The following is a 24,549-nucleotide window of genomic DNA, read 5'->3' as shown; positions in this document are numbered from 1 at the left end:
AGAAAAAGGATGGAACAGGATCATCAAACACAATTGATCGTAACAAAAGCGGATGGAATCTGCACGATGACGCTAAACAGGCCACACGTCCTCAATGCGATGACGGTTGAAATGTTTTCCCTTTTGCAGGACGCGCTCGCAAAAGCTTCAACAGATGAGGAAGTCGATGTGCTTCTGTTGCGGGGAGCAGGAGGGAACTTTTGCTCCGGTGCGGATTTGGGCGTGTTGACTGCTCTGACGGATAAGAGTGATGCTGATCAATCACTGACGATCATTAATGATTTCATCACCAATTTGCATCAAATGCCAAAGCCTGTGATTGCAGTCATCGAAGGAGTAGCTGTCGGAGCGGGACTCAATCTTGCGTTGCATGCTGATTTTGTCATTGCGACGGAAGATGCTCTGTTGCAGGAGCCTTTTGTCCAGATCGGTCTGACAACGGATTTTGGCGGGACATACCTTTTGACGAGGCTTGTTGGTACGGCGTGGGCGAAGCGGCTCGCATTGCTGGGAGAAAGGATTACAGGGAAAAAGGCGGAGGAAATCGGCTTGATCTATCGAGCCGTTGAAGCCAGTCAAGTCGAAAGTGAGCTGGAAAAATTGGTTACTGCGGTACGTCGCCTGCCGAAACAAGCGTATGCCGTAACCAAAGAAGGGTTGGGACGTTGCCAGATTCAGGGCCTAGAATATGCCCTGGCCTGGGAAAAGCAACAGCAGCCATCCCTGATCGCACGTCCTGAATTTCAGACGCTTGTACAAGCGAAGGTAAAGCGGACGTAGTGTTTTTTTGGCAGGGAAATGCTTAGCTCATGGGATTGATAAGATTGAAAAGTCCAAAGGGAACTTTATCCGTTGAGCAAAGGACCATTCTGTGTTAAAGTAGGGATATCAAGATCCTGCGATGTACGATAGGCCGTAAATGTTTCTAACCTTATACGTGTTTTTCGGGAGACGGAAACTGTGATGGATGTCAGGCCCACCTCCTTTTTGGATGCATGGGAAGGTTGAAGTACAGAAGGGTCGCCCACCTGTGTGAGCGCAGGTTATAGAAACATGAGGTCAACGGCAGAGCGGGGACTTGGCCGTTTATGAACGCAATGAATGACCGATAGCAAAAACAAAAACCACTTGGAATCTGCTTCCAGGTGGTTTTTGTTTTTTGTCTTCAAACTAATGAGTGGTTTTGTTTTGCTTGCCCGAGCCGTGGCCCTGCCCTTGTTTTTGGGCGCTCTGGTCTTGATCCCCGTGATCGACAATGGTCAGGTCCTTTTCAAGGGTTTGGGAGTCTTGGGCATCTTGAAGAATTTGATACATTTGCAGGAAATTCGCTTTTTGTCCCTCAGGAATTCCTTTAATGCGGACGGTCAGCTCTTGCGGGCCATTTTGCTGTTGTCCGCCTTGGCCTCCGCCTTGACTGTTCCCTTGCCCGCTGTGTTCATTTGAACTCGGTTGTTCATCGAGAAAGCTGAGAAACATCGAGTCGCTGTCTTGGTCTTGTTGATGGTTTTGTCCGCCGTCGTGTGATTGCTGTCCTTGTCCGTTTCCACCTTGTCCACCTTGCTGCTCAAACAGCACGTTGAATTCGTTCAGATCGGTCTGGATGATGCCAATAACGTTCATCCTGATCCTCCTTCCAAAATAGAAATGATGCTTCAGCCCGGATGTTTGGAATGGTGGACGCCGTGCCGTTGCAGGTAACCATGGAAAAAGTATTCCACCACCGTAATGGCAAATGTCGTCAACAGCAAACCTGATAAGGATATGGTCTGACCAAACAAGTAACAGCCAAGCCACAAGGAGGCATACACGAACAAGAAATCAGCGGTGCTTGCAAACGTATTGTTTGTACGAGGGAGGATTGTCAAATCCAATACATAACCCAGTAAACTAACAATCACGCTTGCGAGCACGGCAAACATAAGGGACGTCCCTGACCACCAAAGCCCTGGAATGGCAATGATTCCGTTAAACAAGAGCTTGAGAACGATGTTCAAAGAGCGAACACCACCTTTCATGCCCTTAGTATGAACTTAGGTAGTCGCACTATTCGTAGAAGAGGTGTTTGATTTTAAACGGCGGATCAGTGCTTCATCCGGTGTCACATACAGCGTTCGTTGCTGTTCGTAGATCACATAGCCAGGCTTGGCCCCGCTCGGTTTTTTTACATGCTTCACGAGCGTGTAATCTACGGGAATCTGACTTCCTTCTTTGGCGCGACTGAAGAAAGCGGCCAGATTGGCTGCTTCAAGCAACGTCTCATCCGAAAATTCCCGAGCGCGAATGACCACATGGGACCCAGGGATATCCTTGGTGTGCAGCCATGTTTCTTGCGACGATGCGAGCTTGTTGGTCAGGTATTCATTTTGTTTATTGTTTTTGCCGACCAAAATCTCAATGCCATCCGAAGAAAGGTACGTATCCAGCTCTGGTCGGGTATCTTTTTTCTTGCGCGGACCACGTTTTTTACGATCTCGCATGTAGCCTTGCTCAACGAGCTCCTCGCGAATTTCTTCGGCATCTTTTAGGGTGGCATGTTCCAGTTGGACCAATACGCCCTCCAAATACAAGAGTTCAGCCTGCGCTTGCTCAATCTGCTCACTCACGATGGAAAGGCTGTTTTTGGCCTTGTTATACCGTTTGTAATACGACTGCAAATTTTCCGACGGGGTCTTTAATGGGTCGAGCGGAATGGTGATGGTACCTCCCTCTTCGTCATACCAGTTTACTGTGACGAGCTCGCGATCCCCTCGCTTCATTTGGTGCATATTGGCGGTGATCAATTCACCGTACAGGCGAAACTGATCTGCTTCATGAGCATATTTCAGCGTTTGCTCGAGCTTCTCAATTTTCTTTTCATTTTTATTGCGCTCAACAGTGACAAAGCGAATCAAATCATGCGCACGTTGTTTGACAGTGTCACGGAGCGCCTTCCCTTCGAAAAATGCCTGCAAGCATTCTTGGACGGAAGGATAGGGGGTGGTAACTCCATTTGAGAGATGTGTCAGCTCGACGACGTGAAAGTACGCTTTGCCGTTTGTCTCTACAATAGATGGCACATACGAATGATCGTTGATTGCTTTCATCACCTGTGAAAAGGCAGCCCACAGTGATTCGCGATTCGCGAGGCCGGCTCTGTGCAAAATTTCTTTTGCCAATAAGGGACTGATCCCGGTATAGCCATCTACGATTTGCTTGTCCAAACGACCGCCGTTCCAATCGAGGGAAGAAATAAACGCTTGCTCGGTTACAGTGAGAGGGTCGCGTTTATCTTGGCTCGGAGGAGTGACGTAAGGTCTGCCGGGCGTAACTTGTCTGTACTGGCTAATGGCGAGCGTCACATGCATGGCGCTATCCAAAATCATTCCGGTTGCAGGATCGATGAGGATGATGTTGCTGTGCTTGCCCATGATCTCTACAATAATGCGGCGGACAGCCGTGTCACCCAGCTCATCCCGGGTGCGTACGTCGATGTGAATGATTCGCTCCATCCCGATTTGCTGGACGGATTCAATTACGCCGCCCTCACAATGCTTGCGCAATAGCATGCAAAACATCGGAGCTTCCAGCGGATTCGTGAATTCTTCTGTCGTGATGTGCAAGCGGGGATAGGTCGGGTTTGAAGACAGGAGGAATTTTACCGTTTCTCCTTGTGTCCGTACTTGCATAATAATATCGCTATGGTGGGGCTGGTGGATTTTGGAGATACGTCCTCCTACCAGTTTATGTAATTCCCGCGCAACAGAGCGGGTTACTACGCCATCAAATGCCACAAAAGTCACCTCAGATCAAAAAAATGGCTAGAATAATAGATAGAGAGCTGCCAGTCACAGTGTAGCATAAGTCAGAGCAAGGAGGAATCTCATCGTGGTGGGGGTGCTTCGGTTGACACTGCCAAGAGTTGTCTCCTATAATAAATTAACGATTTTGCGTCTATGGAAGTGAAAACTTGTGATTCGAAGCATGACTGGTTACGGTAGAAAAGAAGATAGTAAGGGCTCCATTCGAGCAACAGTCGAGATACGTGCAGTGAATCACCGCTTTTCTGAGATTGTCGTGCGCCTGCCTAAAGCGTGGAATATGCTTGAGGATTCGATTCGTAAGCTGGTCGCACAGTATGTCAGAAGAGGGCGTGTCGATGTCACTGTCTCAGTGGAAGGGAAAAATTCTTCTGCTACGGTTATGGACATTGACTGGGATGTAGCTGAACAGCTAGTCTCCATTTCTCGTGAGATGACTCAGCGTTTTGCGCTAGAGACGCCTTTAACCGTCAAGGATCTACTACACTTTCCTGGCGTGATACATACCAAAGAGTCAGAGGACGACAATGTGGAGGAGCTGGCAGAGTGGCTCCAAGACCTGGTCAGGGGCGCGGCCATGGATCTCGTTTCGATGAAAGAGACCGAGGGTAAACTGTTGCACACTGATCTAGCCAGTCGCCTGACTGCCGTCAACACATGGACGCGGGAGATCTCCCAGTTGGCCCCACTTTGTAAGGAAGATTATAAGGGCCGACTCGAGCAACGCGTAAGTGAGTGGGCCGGTTTGACGCCTTTTGAATTGGACCCTGCTCGTGTAGCACAAGAGGTTGCCTTTTTCGCTGATAAAAGTGATATTAGTGAAGAGTTGACCCGTTTAGATAGTCATTGCCAACAGTTTGCCAATCAATTAGGCAAAGAAGAAGCAATTGGTCGAAAACTGGATTTTCTGCTCCAGGAAATGAATCGGGAAGCCAATACGATTGCTTCCAAAGCGAATCATTTGCGCATTCAGCATTTGGCTGTCGAGATCAAGACAGAACTGGAGAAGATGCGGGAGCAAATACAGAATGTCGAGTAGCATGAAAGGATGGGCTGGGCCGTCATGGCAATCAAGCTAATCAATATCGGTTTTGGCAACATCGTCAATGCCAACCGCATTATTTCAATTGTAAGTCCGGAGTCCGCTCCTATCAAACGGATCATCCAGGAAGCGCGCGATCGCAACATGCTAGTGGACGCTACCTATGGGAGACGTACACGTGCGGTCATTATTACAGACAGCGATCACGTGATTTTGTCAGCGGTACAGCCTGAAACAGTGGCACAACGCTTGACTACGAAGGATGACGAATCGGACGAATAAAGTAGGAGTGTAAACAATGAGTATGGTTGATCGTGGTCTCCTTTTGGTTCTTTCCGGACCAGCTGGTGTGGGAAAAGGAACAGTATGCAAGGCACTTCGTGAAGTGATGCCTGATCTGGTGTATTCTGTTTCTGCTACCACACGCCAGCCGCGTCCTGGAGAGGTAGAAGGAGTTAATTACTTTTTTAAAAGCCAGGAAGAGTTCAAGCAGATGATTGAAGAAGATGCTCTCCTGGAATGGGCAGAATACGTGGGGAATTACTACGGAACCCCTCGTCAGTTCGTGGACGATATGCTCAATGAAGGGCGCGATGTCATTCTTGAGATTGAAGTTCAGGGTGCTCTTCAAGTAAAAAAGAGCTTCCCGCAAGGTACATTCCTGTTCCTGGCTCCGCCTGATTTAAACGAACTGGAAAACCGGATCGTGGGGCGCGGGACAGAATCACAAGAGATCATTCGCAAACGCATGGAAGTGGCGCGTGCTGAAATCGAGCTCATGGACCACTACGATTATGTAGTCGTCAATGACGTCATCGAATCGGCGTGCGATCGTATCCAAGCGATTATTACAGCGGAGCATCTGAAAAAAGATCGTCAGGTTCACAAATATCGCAAATGGTTACAGGAGGTTGAATAGAATTATGTTGTATCCATCTATTGACGAATTGACCGAAAAGGCAGAGAGCAAGTACATCCTGGTGACAGTGGCATCCAAGCGTGCGCGTCAGCTTCGCGAAAACAGCGAAGTTCAAGTCGTGAGACCAAAATCCAAAAAGTTTGTAGGTTTGGCACTGGAGGAGTTCATCTCCGACGAGCTCGTTCACGAGTTTTTGGACGGTCGCAAATAAGCAGTCACCTTTAAAAACAACCTCATGAGGTTGTTTTTTTCGGATTTCGGATAGGGGAGAAAGGAGAGAGTGCAGATGCATTCGCTTGCAGGAAAACGAATTGTTCTTGGAGTATCTGGCGGCATTGCTGCTTATAAGGCTGCTGCACTGACCAGCAAGCTGACACAAGCAGGTGCATTGGTGCATGTCATTTTGACAGAGAGCGCCTTGCAGTTTATTCAGCCTTTGACGTTTCAAGCCTTGTCTCACCTGCCTGTTTATACAGATACATTTACGGAGCCAGATCCACATGTGATTAGCCATATTGAACTGGCTGATCGAGCTGATCTCGTTTTGATCGCGCCAGCAACGGCAAACGTGATTGGCAAAATGGCGAATGGTATTGCGGATGATATGCTGACGACGACTGTATTGGCTACGAAAGCGCCTGTCATGGTCGCGCCTGCCATGAACGTCAATATGTACAATCACCCTGCGGTTATAGCCAATATGGATAAGCTTACCGCTTATGGTTATCGGTTTGTGGAACCGGGTGTCGGGCTTTTGGCATGTGGCTGGATTGGCAAAGGACGTTTGGCGGAGCCAGAGGAAATCGTCGAAGCTGTGCGTCAGTGGTTTGCCTCCGATGAGACCAGACAAACGATTCGAGAAAAAGATTTGCAGGACAAGCACGTACTGATCACAGCGGGACCGACTCGTGAAAAAATTGATCCCGTTCGTTACATAACCAATCATGCTTCAGGAAAAATGGGCTACGCCATCGCGGAAGCGGCACGAGACAGAGGGGCAAAGGTCACGTTGGTCAGTGGGCCGACAACCTTGGCACGTCCTGATGGAGTAGAATTCATCGCGGTGGAATCGGTACAAGAAATGTTCGATGCCGTCATGGAGCAGTTGCCACACTGTGACATTGTCGTCAAATCAGCAGCCGTTTCCGATTATCGACCGAAGCATGTAGCTGAGCATAAGCTGAAAAAGGGTGATGGTCCACTCGACCTCGTGCTAGAAAAAGCACCCGATATTTTAAAGACGATCGGTGAGCGCAAAACGAAGCAATTCGTTGTAGGCTTTGCAGCAGAGACCCAAAATGTGTTACAGCATGCCCAGTCCAAGCTGGAGCGAAAAAATCTCGATATGATCGTAGCCAATAATGTGTTGCTTGAGGGAGCAGGTATGGGGAGCGATACGAATATCGTGACCTTGCTAACCCGTGGCGGCGAGCAACTGGCATTGGATAAATTGAGCAAGCGGGCTGTGGCAGACAAGCTGTTTGATGCTGTCCTTGCGGTGCAAGAGCATAGACCGCTCCAAGACCTGTCATGATTGCCCAAATTATCGTGGACGTTCCGGTCAATCGAACGAATCGACCTTTTGATTACCATGTTCCGCCTTGGTTGCGTCCACTGATTCGCATTGGCAGCCGTGTGGTTGTCCCGTTTGGCCCTCGTCAATTGCAAGGCTATGTTATCGGGATCGTTGAGGACGACCAAGCCATACCAGATCGTTCGCGACTAAAAGATGTCGTGCAGGTACAAGACGACACTCCTCCTCTCACGCCAGAGCTGCTAAAGATGAGCGAATGGATGTCCAAACAATACTTGTGTCCGTGGGTAACAGCTGTACAGGCGATGCTTCCGGCTGTGCTCAAAGGGAAGTCGGAGAAGTGGTTGACGGCGACAGACGCATTGGACGAAGAGGCATGCGGGAGATCGGGGCTTCTGTGGGAATTGTTTCGCAAACGGCAACTACTGCTGACAGAAGTGGAGAAACAATTTGCAGAGGAGTATTTGCTCGTTCCGGGCTGGATACAAAGCGGTCTGCTTGCTACGGAGTATCAAGTAAGAGACAAAATAACTCGCAAGCAGCAATCATTTGTCCGAAGCTTATTGGATGAGGGGAAGCTGGAGGAAGCGATTGGTTCGTTGCCAGCACGGGCAGAGCAGATGCGCCGTGTCCTTCAACTGATGCTCATGCACAAGGAGCAGTCCTTATCTGTACAAATGCTGCGGGATGAATACGGAATTACGCGTTCTCCACTGAAAAGCCTGGAATCAAAAGGCTGGATCGCGATCGAGCAAGTGGAGGTTTACCGGGACCCATACGCTAATCGACGATTCCAGGAAAAGCAGAAGCCTGTCTTTACCCCGTTACAGGAAGAGGTATTGACACCTATCTTGCAATCGATTGAATCGGGAACCTATGCTTCTTACTTGCTCCACGGGGTTACCGGAAGCGGTAAGACAGAAGTATATCTTGAAGCGATCGAACGCACGTTGGAAAAAGGGCGCGAGGCGATCTTTCTCGTTCCGGAAATTGCACTGACTCCGCAAATGGTAGAGCGCTTCAAAGCTCGTTTTGGCGCAGATGTAGCTGTTTTGCACAGCGCGTTGTCGCAAGGAGAGCGTTTTGACGAGTGGCGCAAGATCATTCGCAAGCAAGTCAAAGTGGTGGTGGGTGCCCGATCTGCCATCTTTGCTCCGTTTCGGAATGTTGGCTTGATTGTGATCGATGAAGAGCATGAAAGCTCGTATAAGCAGGAAGAGACCCCGCGATATCATGCACGAGAAGTAGCTCTGTGGCGAGCGAAAGAGAATCAGGGTGTCCTTGTCATGGGAAGTGCGACTCCTGCCTTGGAGACGTATGCATTGGCTACGCGAGGCCGATACGAGCTGTTGCGTATGCCGGAGCGTGTCGGGAATCGCCCGATGCCAGAGGTACATGTCGTGGATATGCGCGAGGAGCTTCAGGCCCAGAATCGTTCGATGTTCAGCCGAAAGCTACATGAGATGATTGCGGATCGATTGGCAAAAGAGGAACAGATGGTCATTTTCCTTAATCGAAGAGGCTTTTCTACCTTTGTCATGTGCCGCTCCTGCGGATATACGATGCGTTGCATTCATTGCGACATCTCGCTTACTTATCATAAAACAAATCATACGGCGCGCTGCCATTACTGTGGATATACCATCGCACAGCCTAAGCATTGTCCAGAGTGTCAAAGTGAGCATATCCGCTTTTTTGGTACGGGAACGCAAAAGGTGGAAGCCGAGCTGGCAAAACTTTTCCCTGGAATCCGGGTCATCCGAATGGATGTGGACACAACCTCGCGAAAAGGCTCTCATGAAGAGCTGCTAAATAAATTCCGCTCGGGTCAAGGCGACGTTCTGCTCGGTACGCAGATGATTGCCAAGGGACTTGATTTTCCACGAGTGACGCTGGCGGGTATCATTGCAGCGGATACGTCCTTGCATCTGCCCGACTTCCGAGCAGCGGAGAAGACATTTCAGCTTTTGACGCAGGTAGGTGGACGGGCAGGACGGCATGAGCTGGACGGGGATGTTGTGATTCAGACGTATACGCCGGAGCACTATAGCATTGTTCATGCGACTAAACATGATTATCCCGCATTTTATCAGGATGAAATGATGCAGCGCAGACGAACAGGCTACCCGCCATATTTCCGTCTCGTATTAATTACGTTTAGCCACGAGGAGGTACCTGTTGTGATCCGTGGTGCGCATACGATGGCTGACTATTTGCGGCAGCGTTTGGCACAGACGACGATCCTCTTGGGCCCTGTGGCTTCGCCCATTGCAAGGGTGAAGGATAGATTTCGTTTTCAGATCATGCTAAAATATCGTGATGAACCGCAACTGTCAGAGCTGCTCGCTCAGGCGACGGCTGCGTTTGAAGAATGGAACAAACAGCAGAAAGTATTGATGACGATTGACGTCGACCCTTACGTACTGCTTTAGGGAGGATATGAAACACATGGCGATTCGCACAATTGTAAAACATCCAGATCCGATTTTGCGTGAAAAGGCAATGGTCGTAACCAAATTTAATTCCAACTTGCACAAGCTGCTTGATGATATGGCAGACACGATGTACGATGCAGACGGTGTAGGCTTGGCTGCTCCACAAGTGGGCATTTCCAAGCGTGTCATCGTGATGGATTGCGGTGATGGACTGATTGAAATGATCAATCCGGAAATCATTGAGCATGAAGGGGAGCAATACGATTATCCAGAAGGCTGCTTGAGCATTCCTGGCCTGCAAGGAGACGTTCGTCGCCACAAGTGGATCAAGCTGCGCGGTCATGACCGTAACGGGAATGTGGTTGAGCTCAAGGCAGACGACCTGTTGTCCCGTTGTGCTCAACATGAGATCGATCATTTGAACGGTGTCCTCTTTATCGATGTAGCTGACAAGGTGTACAAAGTAAACCCGAACCAGGAAGGGGAATAACCATTTGAAAGATGCTCGCATCCTGTTTATGGGTACGCCTGACTTTGCTGTATCGAGTCTTACGGCAGTACTCGAAGCAGGCTACAACGTGATTGGAGTCGTAACACAACCCGATCGTCCCGTTGGACGCAAGCAAGTATTGACGCCGCCCCCCGTGAAGGAGGCGGCTTTGCGTCATGGACTTTTGGTATTGCAACCGGAAAAAATCAAGGCAGAGGAAGCGCTTGAAGAAGTGTTGGCCCTCAAGCCTGATCTGATCATTACAGCAGCATATGGGCAGATTTTGCCTAAAAAACTGCTCGATGCCCCGAAATATGGCTGCATCAATGTGCACGCCTCTCTTTTGCCGAAATATCGCGGGGGTGCCCCGATTCATAAATCGATTGTCGAGGGAGAAGCGGAAACAGGCGTAACGATCATGTACATGGTGGAAGCTCTCGATGCAGGGGATATGCTGTCCAAGGTAGTTGTGCCGATTGAAGAGCGCGATACAGTGGGGACCTTGCATGACAAATTGGCTGCGGCAGGCTCTGAGCTGTTGATTGCTACTGTTCCGCCCCTGTTGGCTGGTGAGCTTGTAGCAGAGCAACAGGATCATTCGGCAGCGACTTTTGCCCCAAATATCAAGCGTACAGACGAAAAAATTGACTGGAGCCGTTCTGCGGAACAGATTTACAACCAAGTCCGCGGCTTGAATCCGTGGCCTGTCGCATTTACCACATGCGAAGGGAAGATTTGGAAGCTGTGGTGGGTAGAAAAAATGCCTGCGTCCGGTGAAGGCAAAGAGCCGGGAACCATCATCGCCCGTGAGGAAGACGGTATCGTTGTCGCTTGCGGTAGCGGTGCTGTGAAAATAACCGAATTGCAGCCAGAAGGCAAAAAACGTATGAGTGCACTCGACTTTTTGCGCGGAGCGGGCAGCAGCATTGAAATCGGCACAAAGGTAGGAGAATAGTCCGTGGCAAAAAAGGGAGCTCGCGATATCGCCCTCGATGTTTTGAACAGGGTAGAAGAACATAAGTCCTACAGCAATCTTGAGCTGCGCAATGTATTGGATCGGGAAAATCTCAGCGCAGCAGATGCAGGGCTGGTGACAGAGCTTGTGTACGGTACCATACAGCGCAAGATGACGCTGGATCATGTCCTGTCCCATTTTGTCGGGAATAAAAAGGTCCAGACCTGGGTCCGTAATTTGTTGCGTCTCAGCTTGTATCAAATTCACTTTTTGGACCGTATTCCTGAGCGTGCTGCCGTACACCAGGCGGTTGAAATCGCCAAGAAACGTGGTCACCAAGGGATTGCTTCGATGGTCAACGGTGTCTTGCGCAATGTGTTGCGTCAGCCGGATGTGTGGGAGCGTCAGCCAAAAGGCAGCCGTGCCTTGCAAATCGCCGTAGCCTATTCGCATCCGGAATGGCTTGTGCGTCAGTGGCTTAACGTATATGGCGAAGAGACGACGATTGCCATTTGCGAAGCCAACAACAGAAACCCGCATAGCTCTATCCGAGTCAATGCAATGAAAACGACGAAGGATCAAGTGCTGGACAAGCTGGCGGAAGAAGGGCTGGAAGGACAAGCGTCGTCTGTCAGTCCTCATGCTATTCTGATGGAAGGCGGATATGCAGCAGGCTCTCGCTTGTTCAAGGAAGGCTACTTCACGATCCAGGATGAGAGTTCCATGCTCGTAGCACCAGCTCTTGCTGCCCAACCAGGTATGCGTGTACTGGATGCTTGCGCGGCACCTGGTGGAAAAACAACGCACATAGCCGAAATGATGGAAAACCGCGGGGAAATCATAGCGAGTGACGTGCATCCGCACAAACGCGATCTGATTGCGAATGCAGCGAAAAGACTCGGGATCACAATCATCGAGCCAATCGTAAGTGATGCACTGGACCTACCTGAAAAAGCGCTGGGAACTTTCGATCGAATCCTGCTGGATGCGCCATGCACCGGATTTGGCGTGATTCGTCGCAAGCCTGATCTGAAGTGGAACAAAACGCCGGAAGATGTCCGTGCGATTGCTCAGCTACAGTACGAACTGCTCAAGACATTGGCGCCGCTACTCGCAGAGGGTGGTGTCATGGTTTACAGCACATGTACGATTGAGCCAGCAGAAAACCAGGAGATTGTTCGCCGCTTTGTTGAGGAACACCCTGATTTCGTATTTGATGATACACTGGCACAAGACCTGCCTGAGGCTGTCAGTGGGCATGTCGATGAAACCGGAGCCTGCGTGCAAATTTTGCCTCACCATTTCGAGAGTGATGGATTCTTTATCGCGCGATTGAAACGAAGAGGATAAGGTAACGGACGTACAAACAAGGGGTGGCGCACCAACAGGTGGAAAATGCCACTCCTTTGCCTTTGTTTGCGAGCGCTTGGATTGGTTTACACTAGGAAAAGCGACGCATTTGTGAATCTGGATGTCAAAACCGTTTGAAGCGAGACGCCCCACGAGGTACAATGATAGAATGGATTTAAGCAAGCAATGATTTTGAGGATGTGGAGATAGAATGCCGTTAACGACATTTACTGGCGCAAAGCCGCTTATTTACAGTTTAACGCAAGATGAAATGAAAGAATGGCTGGTTAGTGCAGGCGACAAAGCATTTCGTGCGCAACAAATTTTTGACTGGCTGTATGTAAAACGCGTCTCTTCTTTTGATGAGATGAGCAATTTGTCCAAGGAGCTGCGCGAAAAGCTGGCTGATACATTCCGTATGGAGCCACTCAAGGAAATCACGCATCAGGAGTCGCAGGATGGGACGATCAAGTTTTTGTTCCAGCTTGTCGATGGACATGCGATTGAGACAGTGATTATGCGTCATAACTACGGAAACAGCATTTGTGTTACGACACAGGTGGGTTGCCGTATTGGTTGTACGTTTTGTGCATCTACATTAGGTGGACTGAAGCGTAACCTGGATGCAGGTGAAATCGTCTCTCAAGTATTGACGGCACAACGCAGACTGGATGCGGAAGGTGAGCGTGTCAGTCACGTTGTCGTCATGGGGATCGGGGAGCCGTTCGAGAACTTCGAGAGCTTGATGGCGTTCTTGTCCGTCATCAACGATAACCGTGGATTGAATATCGGTGCTCGTCACATTACAGTTTCCACCAGTGGAATTGTACCGAAGATTTACGAGTTTGCTGAACGAGGCGGACAAGTGAACCTGGCGATTTCCCTACACGCTCCGAACACGGAGCTGAGAAGCCAGCTGATGCCGATCAACCGTGGCTTTCCGCTTGCTAAGCTGATGGAGGCATGTCACCATTACATTAACAAGACAGGGCGTCGCATCAGTTTTGAGTACGGTCTTTTCGGCGGGAAAAACGATCAGCCCGAGCATGCAGAGGAGCTGGCCGAACTCATTGGCGACATGCTTTGCCACGTGAATCTGATCCCGGTGAACTACGTACCAGAGCGTGATTATGTACGCACGCCACGTAATGAGATTTTTCAGTTCAAACGCATTTTAGAGGAAAAAGGAATCAATGTGACCATCAGACGCGAGCAAGGCAGTGACATTGCTGCTGCTTGTGGACAATTGAGGGCACAACACGCTAAAGAAACCGTGGGGTGATGCCATGGAAATCGCGATGAAATCCCATGTTGGTCGCGTTCGTCAGGTTAACGAGGACTATTATGCCTGTGTGACCGATTTAAACGGACGCGTGCTCGCCATTGTAGCAGATGGTATGGGTGGCCATCAGGCTGGTGATATTGCCAGTCGCCTAGCTGTTGAGCGAATAGTGAAAGAACTGCGTCACCTAGATGGGGACCTCGAAGCAGAGGATGTGCGTGAGCAATTGATGAACGCCGTTCTGCTTGCGAATAAAGAAGTCTATGAATATGCGCTTGAACATCCGGAGTGCAGTGGCATGGGCACAACCGTAGTTGCTGCCTTGTTCGACCAATCCTCCGTGATTACCGCGCATATCGGTGACAGCCGTCTGTATTTTTACAACCAAGACGGACTGGTCATGAAAACAGAAGACCATTCCCTTGTCAATGAGCTGATGAAAAGTGGACAGATTACAGCCGAGGAGGCGTCTGTCCACCCTCACCGCAATGTTATTATGCGTTCACTCGGGACAGAACCGGATGTACTCATTGATCTTGGGCAGTTTGAATGGTCAGAGGGTGATATCGTCTTGATTTGCTCAGATGGATTGAGCAACAAGGTCAGTCATCCTTCCTTGGAAGAAAAGTTGCAGAAACAGATATCGTTACAAGCGAAGGTGGACGGTTTGGTGCAGGAAGCACTGGATGCTGGTGGGGAAGATAACATAACGCTGGTTGCCGTACGAAATACGCTTGATGCCGGTCAGAAAGAGGGGTGAGAGAGATGGAAGGTCAACGACTGGGAGGACGATACCAAATAGAATCCCGCGTCGGTGGGGGCGGTATGGCCATTGTATACAAGGCCAAAGATTTAATTTTGAATCGTCCAGTGGCAGTTAAAGTACTGCGTTCACAGTTTGGTACGGACGAAGATTTCGTGAATCGTTTCCGACGTGAAGCGCAGGCGGTGGCGAGCTTATCTCACCCCAATGTGGTTGGGGTGTATGATGTCGGTCAGGATGGCGATACCCATTACATGGTGATGGAGTACATAGAAGGCTATACGTTGAAAGAGGTCATCATTCAACGTGGTGCGCTGCCGGTAGAAGAGGCAGTGCGGATCGCCGAGCAAATTTGCGATGCACTCGATCATGCGCATCAAAACCAGATCATTCATCGAGATATTAAGCCGCATAACATTATGATTGGAAAAAATGGTCGGGTGAAGGTTACGGATTTCGGGATTGCGCGAGCCGTTACTTCAGCAACGATTACGCATACGAATGCGATGCTTGGCTCTGTCCATTATTTTTCGCCAGAGCAGGCGCGCGGTGGGATTACCGGGGAAAAATCCGATATTTACTCGCTGGGGATCGTCTTGTACGAAATGGTGACGGGTGAACTGCCGTTTTCCGGTGACTCGCCTATATCAGTGGCGCTCAAGCATTTGCAGGAGCCGCTTCCAGAGCCGCGCCAAGTCAATCCGGCTATCCCACAGAGTGTGGAAAATGTCATTTTGAAGGCGCTGGTAAAGGATCCATTTCTCAGATATGCATCCGCGAGTGAAATGCTAGAAGATTTGGAGACCTGCCTGTTCCCAGAACGATTAAACGAAGAAAAGCTGACGTTCCCGGTGGATGAAGAAATGACGCGTGTGGTGCCGATCATCACACCTGACATGCTCGAAGGCCATACCAATGGCAAAACCGGAGGAGCGGGGCGTAGCCGCTATGAGCAGCGTACAGAAGAAGAGGATGCCAAACCAGCCAAGAAACAATGGTGGGTCAAAGCACTGTTCTGGGTAGGCGGTATCGGACTGTTTTTCGTACTGGCATTCTTCGGATTTAACTTACTGTTGAATCTGTTCCCGTCCGTTCCAGAGGCACAGGTGCCTCATGTGGAAGGGATCGAAGTGACGCTTGCTGAGAAAAAGATTCAGGATGCCAAACTTGTTGCCCGTATCGTCGAAGAAGCCAATGATACGATAGAAAAGGGAATGGTGATACGCCAGGACCCTGCACCTCCCATGCGGTTAAAGGAAAATTCCGTTGTGACCTTGTTTGTAAGCAAAGGACAACAAGAGATCAACATGCCAAATCTGGTTACGTTGCCGCGAGCAACAGCAGAGGAAGCATTGAAAAGCAATGGTTTTAAACTGGAGAATGTCACTTTCGTAGAGGAAGAGGACGATAAGGCTGAGGTAGGGACGGTTATCAAGCAGTCTCCAGCAGCAAATGAAAAGGTCTTCCCGACCAAAACGAATGTGACGGTCACGATCAGTAAAGGGAAAACCTTCGTGAAAATGCCGGATGTCCGGAATAAATCCGTAGAGGCTGCGCAAGTAGAATTGTTCAAAAAAGGGCTGTCTGTCGGGAAAATCACCGAAGTACCTTCTTATACGACTGACAAACCAGGTATTGTTCTCAGCACTCACCCTTACGATCCGGGAATGGAAGTGCAAAAGGATGTAGCGATTCCGCTTGAGGTCAGCAATGGCCAATATCCGCAGGACGCCAAGCTGGCAAACGTTCCGGTTTATGTAGAGGTTGTACCTGGTGAACCACTGGAAGTGAAAATTGAAGTGACAGATGCTCGTGGAGAGGCAAAAGTTTTCCAGACGGAGACGATCACCGAAAATAAAGAGTACGATGTACCAATCGTCTTGGCGCCACAGAAGGACTCGGTAGTCAAGGTCTTTGTGAAACGATCGACTGATCAAGGCTTCAATGAATACCAGACGATTCCAGTTTCGTATAACAGCTTGCCATAGTGTAGTGGAGGGACATGAATGCCAGAAGGACGGATTGTGAAAGCGCTCAGCGGTTTCTATTATGTAGCCGACGAAGGGCGAATCTACAGTTGCCGTGCACGAGGGCTTTTCAAGAAAAAAGATGCAAAAGTAAACCCACTGGTTGGGGATTGGGTCGTCTACGATGCGATCAATGAGGAAGAAGGCTATATCATGGAGGTGGGCGAACGGACGAATGAGTTGGTTCGTCCGCCCATTTCCAATGTGGATCAGGCGGTACTCGTCTTTTCGATGTACAAGCCGATGTTTAGCCCGTTGCTGCTGGACAAGTTCCTGACGCACACGGAGCATGCAGGGATTGATTCCGTAATTGTCTTATCCAAAGCCGATCAAGTGTCGGAAGAAGAGGTCACCGAAATCGTGAAGAAGTATGAAGCGATCGGGTACCGCGTGATTCCGACCTCAACGGAGGATGAACGCGGTGTAGAGGACGTGCGTGAGATTTTGCGTGACCGTATTTCGGTTTTTGCCGGTCAGTCAGGTGTGGGTAAATCCTCCCTGATCAACATGCTGTTTCCGGGTGTAAGCTTGCAGACAGGAGATGTCAGCCAAAAGCTCGGACGCGGAAAGCATACAACGCGTCATGTCGAGCTGATTCCGCTTGCGGGCGGCGGCTATGTGGCAGACACACCGGGCTTCAGTTCATTGGAATTTATCGATTTCTCCGAGCTTGACCTGGCGGAATCCTTCCTGGACTTTGCCGATCGCAGCTCGGAATGCAAGTTCCGTGGCTGTCTTCACGTAAGCGAGCCAGCTTGTGCCGTGCAGGCCGCGCTGGAGGCTGGAGAAATCAGTGAACAGCGTTACGCGCACTACAAGCAATTCCGCGAAGAGCTAAAAGAATACCAACGGAGGAACAAACCATGGTAAAAATTGCACCTTCTATCCTATCTGCTGATTTTGCCCGTCTGGGTGAAGAAATTCTCGATGTCGAGAAGGGAGGAGCAGACTGGATTCACGTGGATGTGATGGATGGACACTTCGTTCCAAACATTACGATCGGTCCTCTGATTGTGGAAGCGATTCGTCCAGTGACCAAGCTGCCACTCGATGTGCACTTGATGATTGAGGAGCCAGATCGCTACATTCCGCAATTCGCGAAAAGTGGAGCAGACTGGATTACTGTTCATCAGGAAGCATGCCGTCATCTGCATCGCACGCTGTACTTGATCAAGGAGCAAGGTGTGAAAGCGGGAGTGGTATTGAACCCGGCTACACCGATTTCCACGATCGAGCCAGTCCTTGCTGATTTGGATATGGTTCTCCTTATGACAGTGAACCCTGGTTTTGGTGGACAAAAATTCATTCACAGCGTTGTGCCAAAGGTTGCCCAGTTGCGTCAAATGCTGAACGAGCGTGGCTTGGGGCATGTGGAAATCGAAATCGATGGCGGTGTCAATGCACAAACAGCACGTTTGTGCGAGGAAGCAGGAGCGACAGTCCTCGTTGCAGGAAGCGCGGTATTCAATCAGGAAAATCGCGGTCAAGCGATCGCTGCGATTCGTGGACAGTAAGAATAATGCTTAGCAGCTGTAAGCTGACGACGATATAATCGGCGTCAGCTTTTTTGTGCTTCCCTCTGTGCATAGTTCATTTGTAATCATCTGAATATTTTAACTAATTATGTGATAAATCAATTAATAATAAAAATATAAGTATAATTATAGTTCAAACTACAAATAGAAAGAAATCGAATTATGCTTACTCTAATAAGGATTTTTGGTGATATATGAGTAAAGGTTAATTAACAAAAATAAAACATTTTGGAAAATATTGCTTTTTAATAAATATAATGATTAAATTAAATTATCCAGATAGTGGTAAAAATCCTATCTGAGAGATACTGGCCAGTATCAAGTAATGTTGTTGCCCTCTAAAAAAAATCAGGAGTTGATAAAGTATGAAATCGTTATTGAAAAACAGTGTAGCGGTTCTCACCATTCTCTCCATCCTCCCATTTTCACAAACTGCCGTGCAGGCTGAACAAAAACATTCGGAGTCGATCTCGGCTTCTCAGGTAGACGTGCAAACGAAAAAATTGTCTATCGAAAAAGAAGGGACATTATCAGCGGCTGAACGAACATTCGTAGGAAAAGTAAAAGATAAGAAGGGTGTACACCGCCAAGGCGACTTGTATGTAGTCTCTCGTGGTGAAATGCCTACCTCTGGTTATAGTCTGAAGGTTGTTGGAACAGAGCAAGGATGGGAAATGCTCAAGGTTTATGTAGAGCTGACAAATCCTGCTCCAGAAGATATTACAATGCCAGCGTTGCACACACCTTATATCATTGTGCGTGCAAGCCTGCCGCCATACACAACAATGATGTTTATGGATGCAAAAACAGATAAGGTACTGTTCCAATAAACTGCTAGATGGATAAAGTAAAGAAGACCGGATGAGTATATCCGGTCTTCTTTAGTCGGAACATGCTGTTGTAGGCGCCAATCTGATAAAAATACCCCCTTAGATTCGTCGGAAAACGGGTGGTTTTTCCAATAAATCTAAGGGGGCTCATCGCAGAGCAACTATTTTTTGTGTAAGATGAGTAGTAATTTAAGGTTGATCCGATGTTACATACGTACCGGCGATCAAATCATGGAGCGAGCGTTTATCCTGACGAACAGCAACCATGATGGCACTGACGATTATACCAATACCGAGTGTAATGACGTACACGATCCCTCCGATCAAATTGCGTAACAGCATGGTTCCGATTCCTACAGGATCTCCATCGATTCGGGCGATGCGAATACCGGCAATTCGTTTGCCCACCGTATAGCCATGCCAAAATACAGGCACGAGGAGACTGTAGAGCGAGGAGATGATATTGGTAACAAGATTGTCTTCTGTATTGCCTGTAATGATATAGGTGATTAGTAGTAGCGGTAATCCAATAATGATTGCATCTAGCAGACCGGCACCGAGCCGGCGCCAAAATCCAACAGGATTGCTTGGCGATGTGAAGTTTGATTCCATGGTTCCCTCTCCTTGTTATTCGAATAGGTATATATATGTCTGCCCATTCGAAAATAGTGCAGATAAGGCTCCGTCGTTAAGTAGACGGAGCCTTAAATTTCCATAAAATTATACACCTGTAAATTTATTATGACAAGGTTAAAAACATCCGAAGCATGACGGCAATCCTGCCAGGTATGGCGTCAATGACGATATGCTCATGGGAAGCGTGGGCTCCATCACCAACAGGTCCCAAACCGTCAAGCGTTGGTGTTCCTGCATCTGCGGCGAAGTTTCCGTCGCTAGTTCCACCGACACCTTGCTCCGTCAATTTAAAACCTTCCAGACGTGCTTGCTCCTGTGCATGCAAGAATAGTTGCTCAGTACCAGCAGTTCGTTCCATAGGAGGCTTGGTGATTCCGCCTTCCACGAACAGCTTGGCTTCCGGATGAACAGGGGTCAGCTGACTCATCAATCGGGTAATACGCTCGCTTTCCTCGCGACTCTGGATACGCACATCAATTTCCGTCATGGCAAAGTCAGGCACGACGTTCGATGCACTTCCGCCCGTAATGGTACCGACAGATAAGGTTGTGCCCGCTTCATAATTCGTAAATGATTGAATAGCGAGGACGTGATGAGCCAGCTCAGCAATCGCATTGACCCCCTTGGCGTGATCATTGCCTGCATGCGCAGCGCGGCCCGTTACTTTTAAAATGAAGTCTCCTCCGCCTTTACGGCTTGTTTTCAAAGAGCCATCTCCAGCGGCGGGCTCCAGTACCAATGCATATTTACTCCTTTTTGCTTCCTCTCTAATGAGCATTTCGGAGGAAACACTGCCAATCTCTTCGTCGGTATTCCAAAAAAAGACGAGCTTATTTTTGGGCGAAAGATTATGTTCCATCATGGCGCGCAGGGCGAAGTAGCTAAAAACGATTCCCGCTTTCATGTCATATGTACCAGGCCCATAGAGTCGGCCATTTTCCTCGCGACAAGGCTCAACGGCTAATGTTCCAACCTCTTTTACGGTATCGAAGTGACCGAGAATGAGGATTTGTTCGTCGCCGTCTCCATACTCCATTCGCAGCTGATTTCCGTATTGCTCTTGTGGCAAGCTTTCCACCCGACACCCCAATTGGCGAAAGCGTTCTGCAATCAGGCTGCCTAATCGATCGACAGCTTGCTTGTTATGGGTGGGTGTTTCCATCTCTACATATGTACGCAGTTCCTCGATAATTTCTGGGAGCTGCTGCTGAAAATAGGACGTCCAGTTTTTCTCCATGTCAGCCTCCTGTAATTCCTTTTACTAGCACTATAAAGCCTTGTTTGCTTTTCTGCCACAAAAATAATGAGTTATGCATAAAATTCCGTATATTCTGTATTTAAAATGTGAGTAAAAAATGATTGAAATTGTTCAGATTATGAGTAAAATAATCATTGTAATGCATAAATATAAGTTTTCATGCAAATTAATACTGCAAATAGACTGCTTTATGCGTAAAAATCATAACAACGGGGGTTCATCATGAAGAAAACAAAATCATTTATTTCTCTGGCACTTACTTCTATGCTTGCGGCAGTCGTGATCGCTGGATGCGGTACAGGCAATCAAACCGCAACAGGACAAGCACCTGCGTCTTCTGCTGGCGACAAGAAAACATTGGTCATGGCTACTTCTGCTGACTATAAGCCGTATGAATATCACGATCTGAGCAGCGGAAAAGACGAGATTGTCGGCTTTGACATTGATATCGCGAAATACATTGCAAAAGAGCTTGGCTACGAACTGCAAATCAACGACATGAACTTTGACGGACTGGTTCCTGCGCTGCAAACGAATCGCGCGGACTTCGTTATGGCTGGCATGACAGCAACACCTGAGCGTGAGAAGAACGCTGATTTCTCCACCATCTATTACGATGCGAAAAATACGATCGTAGCAAAGAAAGACAGCAATCTGACCAAGCCTGAGCAATTGGCTGGCAAAAAAGTGGCGGTACAGCTCGGTTCTATTCAGGAAGGGGCAGCAAAAGAACTTGCAAATACTGTTTCCGGATTGCAGATCACTTCGCTGAACAAGCTGCCTGAGATCGTGGAAGAAGTAAAGACGGGTCGTGTAGATGCTGCCATTATCGAGGATACAGTAGCGAAAGGCTTCGTGGAAAACAATGACTCCTTGCAATTCACGACAATGGAAGAAAATGAAAAAAATGGCTCTGCTGTTGCTTTCCCGAAAGGGTCGCCGCACGTACAGAAATTTAATGAAGTGATTAAAAAGATGCAAGAAAACGGGGAAATGGACAAGCTGATCCAAAAATGGTTCGGTCAATAATCTCCAATCAACGAAGAATAACTGTGTGAGCAGCAAGAGGGGAGAACGGGCATGAATTTGGATTTCACACAAGTCGTGCCCTATATTCCTTTTATATTGAAAGGGATACAGGGCACGTTACTTGTTACGTTGATTTCGGTTGTATTGGGATTTTTCTGGGGCTCAATCCTCGCACTCATTAAAATATCGAATGTGAGGATTCTCAACTGGCTCGCAGTTGCGTATACGTCTGTTTTTCGCGGAACACCTTTGATTTTGCAGCTTACTTTTGTGTATTATGCTACGCCACAGCTTACCGGCTACACAATTTCGCAATTGGAAGCAGCAGTGCTAACATTCACACTGAACTCGGGTGCTTATATTTCCGAGACAATTCGCGGTGGAATTTTGGCGGTGGATAAAGGGCAGTGGGAAGCGGCAAAAGCACTTGGCGTGCCTTATCACCGGATGATGCTGGACATTATTTTGCCGCAGGCTGTCAAAAATATCTTGCCTGCACTTGTTAATGAAACGATTGCACTGTTAAAGGAATCTGCACTCGTCTCCACGATTGGTCTTGCAGACATCATGCAGAACGCGAACGTGGTCAAGGGCGCCATCTACAAGTATTTTGAGCCATACTTGATCGCTGGTACCCTGTACTATGTGATGGTCATGCTGTTGACTTGGGTAGCCCGCGTAGTGGAACGGAGGATGAGACGCAGTGATTAAGATCGATAACATTACGAAGTCATTTGGACAACTGAATGTGTTGAAGGGCATCTCCACGAACATCGGGAAAGGGGAGGTTGTCGCCATCATTGGTCCATCTGGATCGGGTAAGTCAACGCTATTGCGCTGCATTAACCTGATGGAGACACCAACGACGGGTACTATTACGATCAACGGCCAGGAAATCACCGCGCCAAAAGCGGACGTGATGGGCATTCGCCAACAAATCGGGATGGTTTTCCAGCATTTTCACCTGTTTCCGCATATGACGGTGTTGAAAAACTTGACCTATGCTCCGATGAAAGTAAAAGGCATGTCTGCGGCTGAAGCGGAAAAGAAGGCACGCGAGCTATTGGCACGTGTAGGGCTGGCAGATAAAGCGGATGCCTTTCCTTCGCGTTTGTCAGGCGGTCAAAAGCAGCGTGTAGCCATTGCCCGTTCGCTTGTGATGGAGCCGCAAATCATGCTCTTTGACGAGCCGACCTCTGCTCTTGACCCTGAGATGGTCAAGGAGGTTTTGGAGGTTATGAAGGGGCTGGCTGATAGCGGGATGACTATGGCAATCGTCACGCATGAAATGCGCTTTGCCGAAGAGGTGTCAGACCGTATTTTGTTCCTCGATGATGGTCGTCTCTTGGAGGATACGCCACCAAAAGAGTTTTTCCAAAAGCCAAGAAGTGAACGTGCCCAGCAGTTTTTGGAGAAAGTTCGGTAATACAACTAGCCGCAGTGCCGATCAGGCAGCGGCTTTTTTCTTTGACACGAGCATAGACTTGGGCTAGAATCAGAAACAGTTTAGGAGAGGTAGTTCAAAAACTTGACTTTTGATCACGGAGTAGTCCATGCGGGCACCTTCGGCATCGAAAGAGGCGTTCACCTTCAAAGTCCGGTGCTCATGTAGGTTCCCTACATTCCGCTCCTCCTTTTTCAGGTTCTCGCCACTTTCTCGGTGCTGAAAAGTCAAGTTTTTGAACATCCATTTGAAGTGTAAAAAAATTTTTATTTATTCTATTTTGAGGAGTGACTATATTGGATCGTCAACGGTTGGTCATTTTGTTGGAAATGGCGATGATGGCGGCTCTTGCAATTGTGTTTAGTCAGATCAAGGTTTTCGAAATGCCACAGGGTGGCTCTGTGTCCCTTGTGATGGTGCCAATCGCATTGATCGCTGTTCGCCGTGGACTCGCTGCTGGTGTCGTGACAGGGCTTGTTGTCGGATTTCTTCAATTGCTCTTGGGCAGTACAGTTGTTCATCCGGTTCAGCTGTTGCTGGATTATCCGCTTGCTTTTGGTGCGCTGGGTCTCGCTGGGCTGTTTCGTCTGTCTGGCTACGAAGGAACGAAGCAACGAATCATGGTACTGTGGAGCGGCTTGTTCATCGGCGTGATTGCGCGATTTGTCTGCCATTTTCTATCGGGGATTATCTGGTTTGGCAGCTATGCGCCAGAAGGTGTACCAGTCTGGCAATATTCCCTCATTTATAACATCACGTATCTGCTGCCAGAAATGATTATCGCGGGAGTCGTTCTGACAGTTGTGCTTAGTAGTGCATCACAGCTGCTGCTCCCCGCACGCGATCGAGTTGTATAAAAAAGGAAAAAATCGGTATCATGTACAAACTATCCACATAATGTAATCAGGCAGCGAGTTCCGTTGCCTGATTTTTTATTGCTTAGACATCTACTTTTTTCATGTGGCAGGATACATGTTTATCCGACAGCAGAATATGATGTAATATGCACGTTTTTGAGAACACCTAAAGGAGGTGCTTACGCGAAATGGGATTGCGCTCCTATCGCCTGCGACAGGGGGGCGCCTTGCGACGTGTTCTCGGGGTTGCGTTGGCTGTCGGGGGAATCACCATCTTCCTGTATTGGGCACCTCCGTGGGTTTGGTATAGCCTATTGGCATTAGCACTCATAGGGGCCGGCGTGTATTTGTATCGTGTGTAGTAAT

The 24,549-nt window shown here is 48.6% G+C and carries 26 protein-coding genes and 1 other RNA gene; 22 read left to right on the top strand and 5 right to left on the bottom strand.

The window, feature by feature from the left end; all coding sequences use genetic code 11:
• The first annotated feature begins 9 nt into the window (after window positions 1-9).
• On the top strand, window positions 10-780 hold the full coding sequence (locus ODZ53_RS01970; protein ID WP_372675730.1) for an enoyl-CoA hydratase/isomerase family protein: 771 nt from the start codon (window positions 10-12) through the stop codon (window positions 778-780).
• A 110-nt stretch (window positions 781-890) separates the two neighbouring features.
• A non-coding RNA gene (gene ssrS / locus ODZ53_RS01965) (6S RNA) lies at window positions 891-1,081 on the top strand.
• An 89-nt stretch (window positions 1,082-1,170) separates the two neighbouring features.
• Here ssrS and ODZ53_RS01960 read toward each other — a convergent pair.
• From ODZ53_RS01960 to ODZ53_RS01950, 3 genes are read right to left on the bottom strand one after another with little or no spacing between them, the layout of a single operon-like run.
• On the bottom strand, window positions 1,171-1,620 hold the full coding sequence (locus tag ODZ53_RS01960; RefSeq protein WP_372675729.1) for a hypothetical protein: 450 nt from the start codon (window positions 1,618-1,620) through the stop codon (window positions 1,171-1,173).
• Between the two features lie 32 nt (window positions 1,621-1,652).
• Window positions 1,653-1,994, bottom strand: coding sequence for a DUF2512 family protein (locus ODZ53_RS01955; protein WP_015892002.1), 342 nt, complete (start codon window positions 1,992-1,994; stop codon window positions 1,653-1,655).
• Between the two features lie 36 nt (window positions 1,995-2,030).
• Window positions 2,031-3,770, bottom strand: coding sequence for an Rqc2 family fibronectin-binding protein (locus ODZ53_RS01950; RefSeq protein WP_372675728.1), 1,740 nt, complete (start codon window positions 3,768-3,770; stop codon window positions 2,031-2,033).
• Window positions 3,771-3,948: 178 nt separating this feature from the next.
• Here ODZ53_RS01950 and ODZ53_RS01945 point away from each other — a divergent pair, with 178 nt between their 5' ends.
• From ODZ53_RS01945 to ODZ53_RS01875, 15 genes are all read left to right on the top strand, one after another.
• On the top strand, window positions 3,949-4,836 hold the full coding sequence (locus ODZ53_RS01945) for a YicC/YloC family endoribonuclease (RefSeq protein ID WP_372675727.1): 888 nt from the start codon (window positions 3,949-3,951) through the stop codon (window positions 4,834-4,836).
• A 24-nt stretch (window positions 4,837-4,860) separates the two neighbouring features.
• On the top strand, window positions 4,861-5,121 hold the full coding sequence (remA, locus tag ODZ53_RS01940; protein ID WP_015891999.1) for an extracellular matrix/biofilm regulator RemA: 261 nt from the start codon (window positions 4,861-4,863) through the stop codon (window positions 5,119-5,121).
• A 16-nt stretch (window positions 5,122-5,137) separates the two neighbouring features.
• Window positions 5,138-5,758 carry a guanylate kinase gene (gene gmk, locus ODZ53_RS01935; protein ID WP_199929910.1) on the top strand — a complete coding sequence of 207 codons (621 nt, stop codon included), beginning with the start codon at window positions 5,138-5,140 and terminating at the stop codon, window positions 5,756-5,758.
• A 4-nt stretch (window positions 5,759-5,762) separates the two neighbouring features.
• Window positions 5,763-5,969 carry a DNA-directed RNA polymerase subunit omega gene (gene rpoZ / locus ODZ53_RS01930; protein ID WP_007728388.1) on the top strand — a complete coding sequence of 69 codons (207 nt, stop codon included), beginning with the start codon at window positions 5,763-5,765 and terminating at the stop codon, window positions 5,967-5,969.
• A 75-nt stretch (window positions 5,970-6,044) separates the two neighbouring features.
• Window positions 6,045-7,292 carry a bifunctional phosphopantothenoylcysteine decarboxylase/phosphopantothenate--cysteine ligase CoaBC gene (gene coaBC, locus ODZ53_RS01925; protein WP_087347859.1) on the top strand — a complete coding sequence of 416 codons (1,248 nt, stop codon included), beginning with the start codon at window positions 6,045-6,047 and terminating at the stop codon, window positions 7,290-7,292.
• Window positions 7,289-9,724: a primosomal protein N' gene (gene priA / locus ODZ53_RS01920; RefSeq protein ID WP_199929908.1), complete on the top strand. Its 2,436-nt coding sequence runs from the start codon at window positions 7,289-7,291 to the stop codon at window positions 9,722-9,724. The genes coaBC and priA overlap by 4 nt, the downstream gene beginning before the upstream one ends.
• Window positions 9,725-9,740: 16 nt before the next feature.
• Window positions 9,741-10,217, top strand: a complete 477-nt coding sequence (def, locus tag ODZ53_RS01915) for a peptide deformylase (RefSeq protein ID WP_372675726.1) — start codon at window positions 9,741-9,743, stop codon at window positions 10,215-10,217.
• A 4-nt stretch (window positions 10,218-10,221) separates the two neighbouring features.
• Entirely contained in the window at window positions 10,222-11,172 is a 951-nt protein-coding gene (gene fmt / locus ODZ53_RS01910; RefSeq protein ID WP_372675725.1) for a methionyl-tRNA formyltransferase, read from the top strand.
• Between the two features lie 3 nt (window positions 11,173-11,175).
• Complete coding sequence (gene rsmB / locus ODZ53_RS01905) at window positions 11,176-12,522, top strand: 16S rRNA (cytosine(967)-C(5))-methyltransferase RsmB (RefSeq protein WP_372675724.1); 1,347 nt, start codon at window positions 11,176-11,178, stop codon at window positions 12,520-12,522.
• A 211-nt stretch (window positions 12,523-12,733) separates the two neighbouring features.
• Window positions 12,734-13,804 carry a dual-specificity RNA methyltransferase RlmN gene (rlmN, locus tag ODZ53_RS01900; RefSeq protein WP_199929905.1) on the top strand — a complete coding sequence of 357 codons (1,071 nt, stop codon included), beginning with the start codon at window positions 12,734-12,736 and terminating at the stop codon, window positions 13,802-13,804.
• Between the two features lie 4 nt (window positions 13,805-13,808).
• Window positions 13,809-14,564: a Stp1/IreP family PP2C-type Ser/Thr phosphatase gene (locus ODZ53_RS01895; protein ID WP_015891991.1), complete on the top strand. Its 756-nt coding sequence runs from the start codon at window positions 13,809-13,811 to the stop codon at window positions 14,562-14,564.
• 5 nt (window positions 14,565-14,569) lie between these two features.
• Window positions 14,570-16,555: a Stk1 family PASTA domain-containing Ser/Thr kinase gene (gene pknB / locus ODZ53_RS01890; protein WP_173604717.1), complete on the top strand. Its 1,986-nt coding sequence runs from the start codon at window positions 14,570-14,572 to the stop codon at window positions 16,553-16,555.
• An 18-nt stretch (window positions 16,556-16,573) separates the two neighbouring features.
• Window positions 16,574-17,464, top strand: a complete 891-nt coding sequence (gene rsgA / locus ODZ53_RS01885; protein WP_372675723.1) for a ribosome small subunit-dependent GTPase A — start codon at window positions 16,574-16,576, stop codon at window positions 17,462-17,464.
• A complete protein-coding gene (gene rpe, locus ODZ53_RS01880) occupies window positions 17,458-18,108 on the top strand; it encodes a ribulose-phosphate 3-epimerase (protein ID WP_015891988.1) in 651 nt (216 codons plus the stop codon). Before rsgA ends, rpe begins: the two co-directional genes overlap by 7 nt.
• A 386-nt stretch (window positions 18,109-18,494) precedes the next feature.
• Window positions 18,495-18,959, top strand: a complete 465-nt coding sequence (locus ODZ53_RS01875; protein WP_372675721.1) for a protease complex subunit PrcB family protein — start codon at window positions 18,495-18,497, stop codon at window positions 18,957-18,959.
• 189 nt (window positions 18,960-19,148) lie between these two features.
• Here ODZ53_RS01875 and ODZ53_RS01870 read toward each other — a convergent pair whose 3' ends face one another.
• Entirely contained in the window at window positions 19,149-19,571 is a 423-nt protein-coding gene (locus tag ODZ53_RS01870; RefSeq protein ID WP_372675720.1) for an RDD family protein, read from the bottom strand.
• Window positions 19,572-19,698: 127 nt separating this feature from the next.
• Entirely contained in the window at window positions 19,699-20,832 is a 1,134-nt protein-coding gene (locus ODZ53_RS01865) for a M20 family metallopeptidase (RefSeq protein ID WP_372675719.1), read from the bottom strand.
• Window positions 20,833-21,075: 243 nt separating this feature from the next.
• On the opposite strand from ODZ53_RS01865, the gene ODZ53_RS01860 reads away from it, so the two are divergent.
• The 5 genes from ODZ53_RS01860 to ODZ53_RS01840 all read left to right on the top strand — a co-directional run bounded on the left by ODZ53_RS01860 (window position 21,076) and on the right by ODZ53_RS01840 (window position 24,545).
• Window positions 21,076-21,882 (top strand): transporter substrate-binding domain-containing protein, encoded by an 807-nt coding sequence (locus ODZ53_RS01860; protein ID WP_372675718.1) that lies wholly within the window; start codon window positions 21,076-21,078, stop codon window positions 21,880-21,882.
• A 51-nt stretch (window positions 21,883-21,933) separates the two neighbouring features.
• Window positions 21,934-22,593: an amino acid ABC transporter permease gene (locus ODZ53_RS01855; RefSeq protein WP_372675717.1), complete on the top strand. Its 660-nt coding sequence runs from the start codon at window positions 21,934-21,936 to the stop codon at window positions 22,591-22,593.
• On the top strand, window positions 22,586-23,308 hold the full coding sequence (locus ODZ53_RS01850) for an amino acid ABC transporter ATP-binding protein (protein WP_372675716.1): 723 nt from the start codon (window positions 22,586-22,588) through the stop codon (window positions 23,306-23,308). Before ODZ53_RS01855 ends, ODZ53_RS01850 begins: the two co-directional genes overlap by 8 nt.
• A gap of 314 nt (window positions 23,309-23,622) precedes the next feature.
• Entirely contained in the window at window positions 23,623-24,183 is a 561-nt protein-coding gene (thiT, locus tag ODZ53_RS01845; protein ID WP_015891981.1) for an energy-coupled thiamine transporter ThiT, read from the top strand.
• A 188-nt stretch (window positions 24,184-24,371) separates the two neighbouring features.
• Window positions 24,372-24,545, top strand: coding sequence for a hypothetical protein (locus ODZ53_RS01840; RefSeq protein ID WP_007728365.1), 174 nt, complete (start codon window positions 24,372-24,374; stop codon window positions 24,543-24,545).
• The last annotated feature ends 4 nt before the right edge of the window (window positions 24,546-24,549 follow it).

The sequence above is a fragment of the Brevibacillus sp. BD137 genome (genome assembly GCF_041644655.1).
GTDB lineage: Bacteria > Bacillota > Bacilli > Brevibacillales > Brevibacillaceae > Brevibacillus > Brevibacillus brevis_D.
The sequence above is the reverse complement of the archived record's forward strand: the minus strand, read 5'-3'. Positions and strand labels throughout refer to the sequence as shown.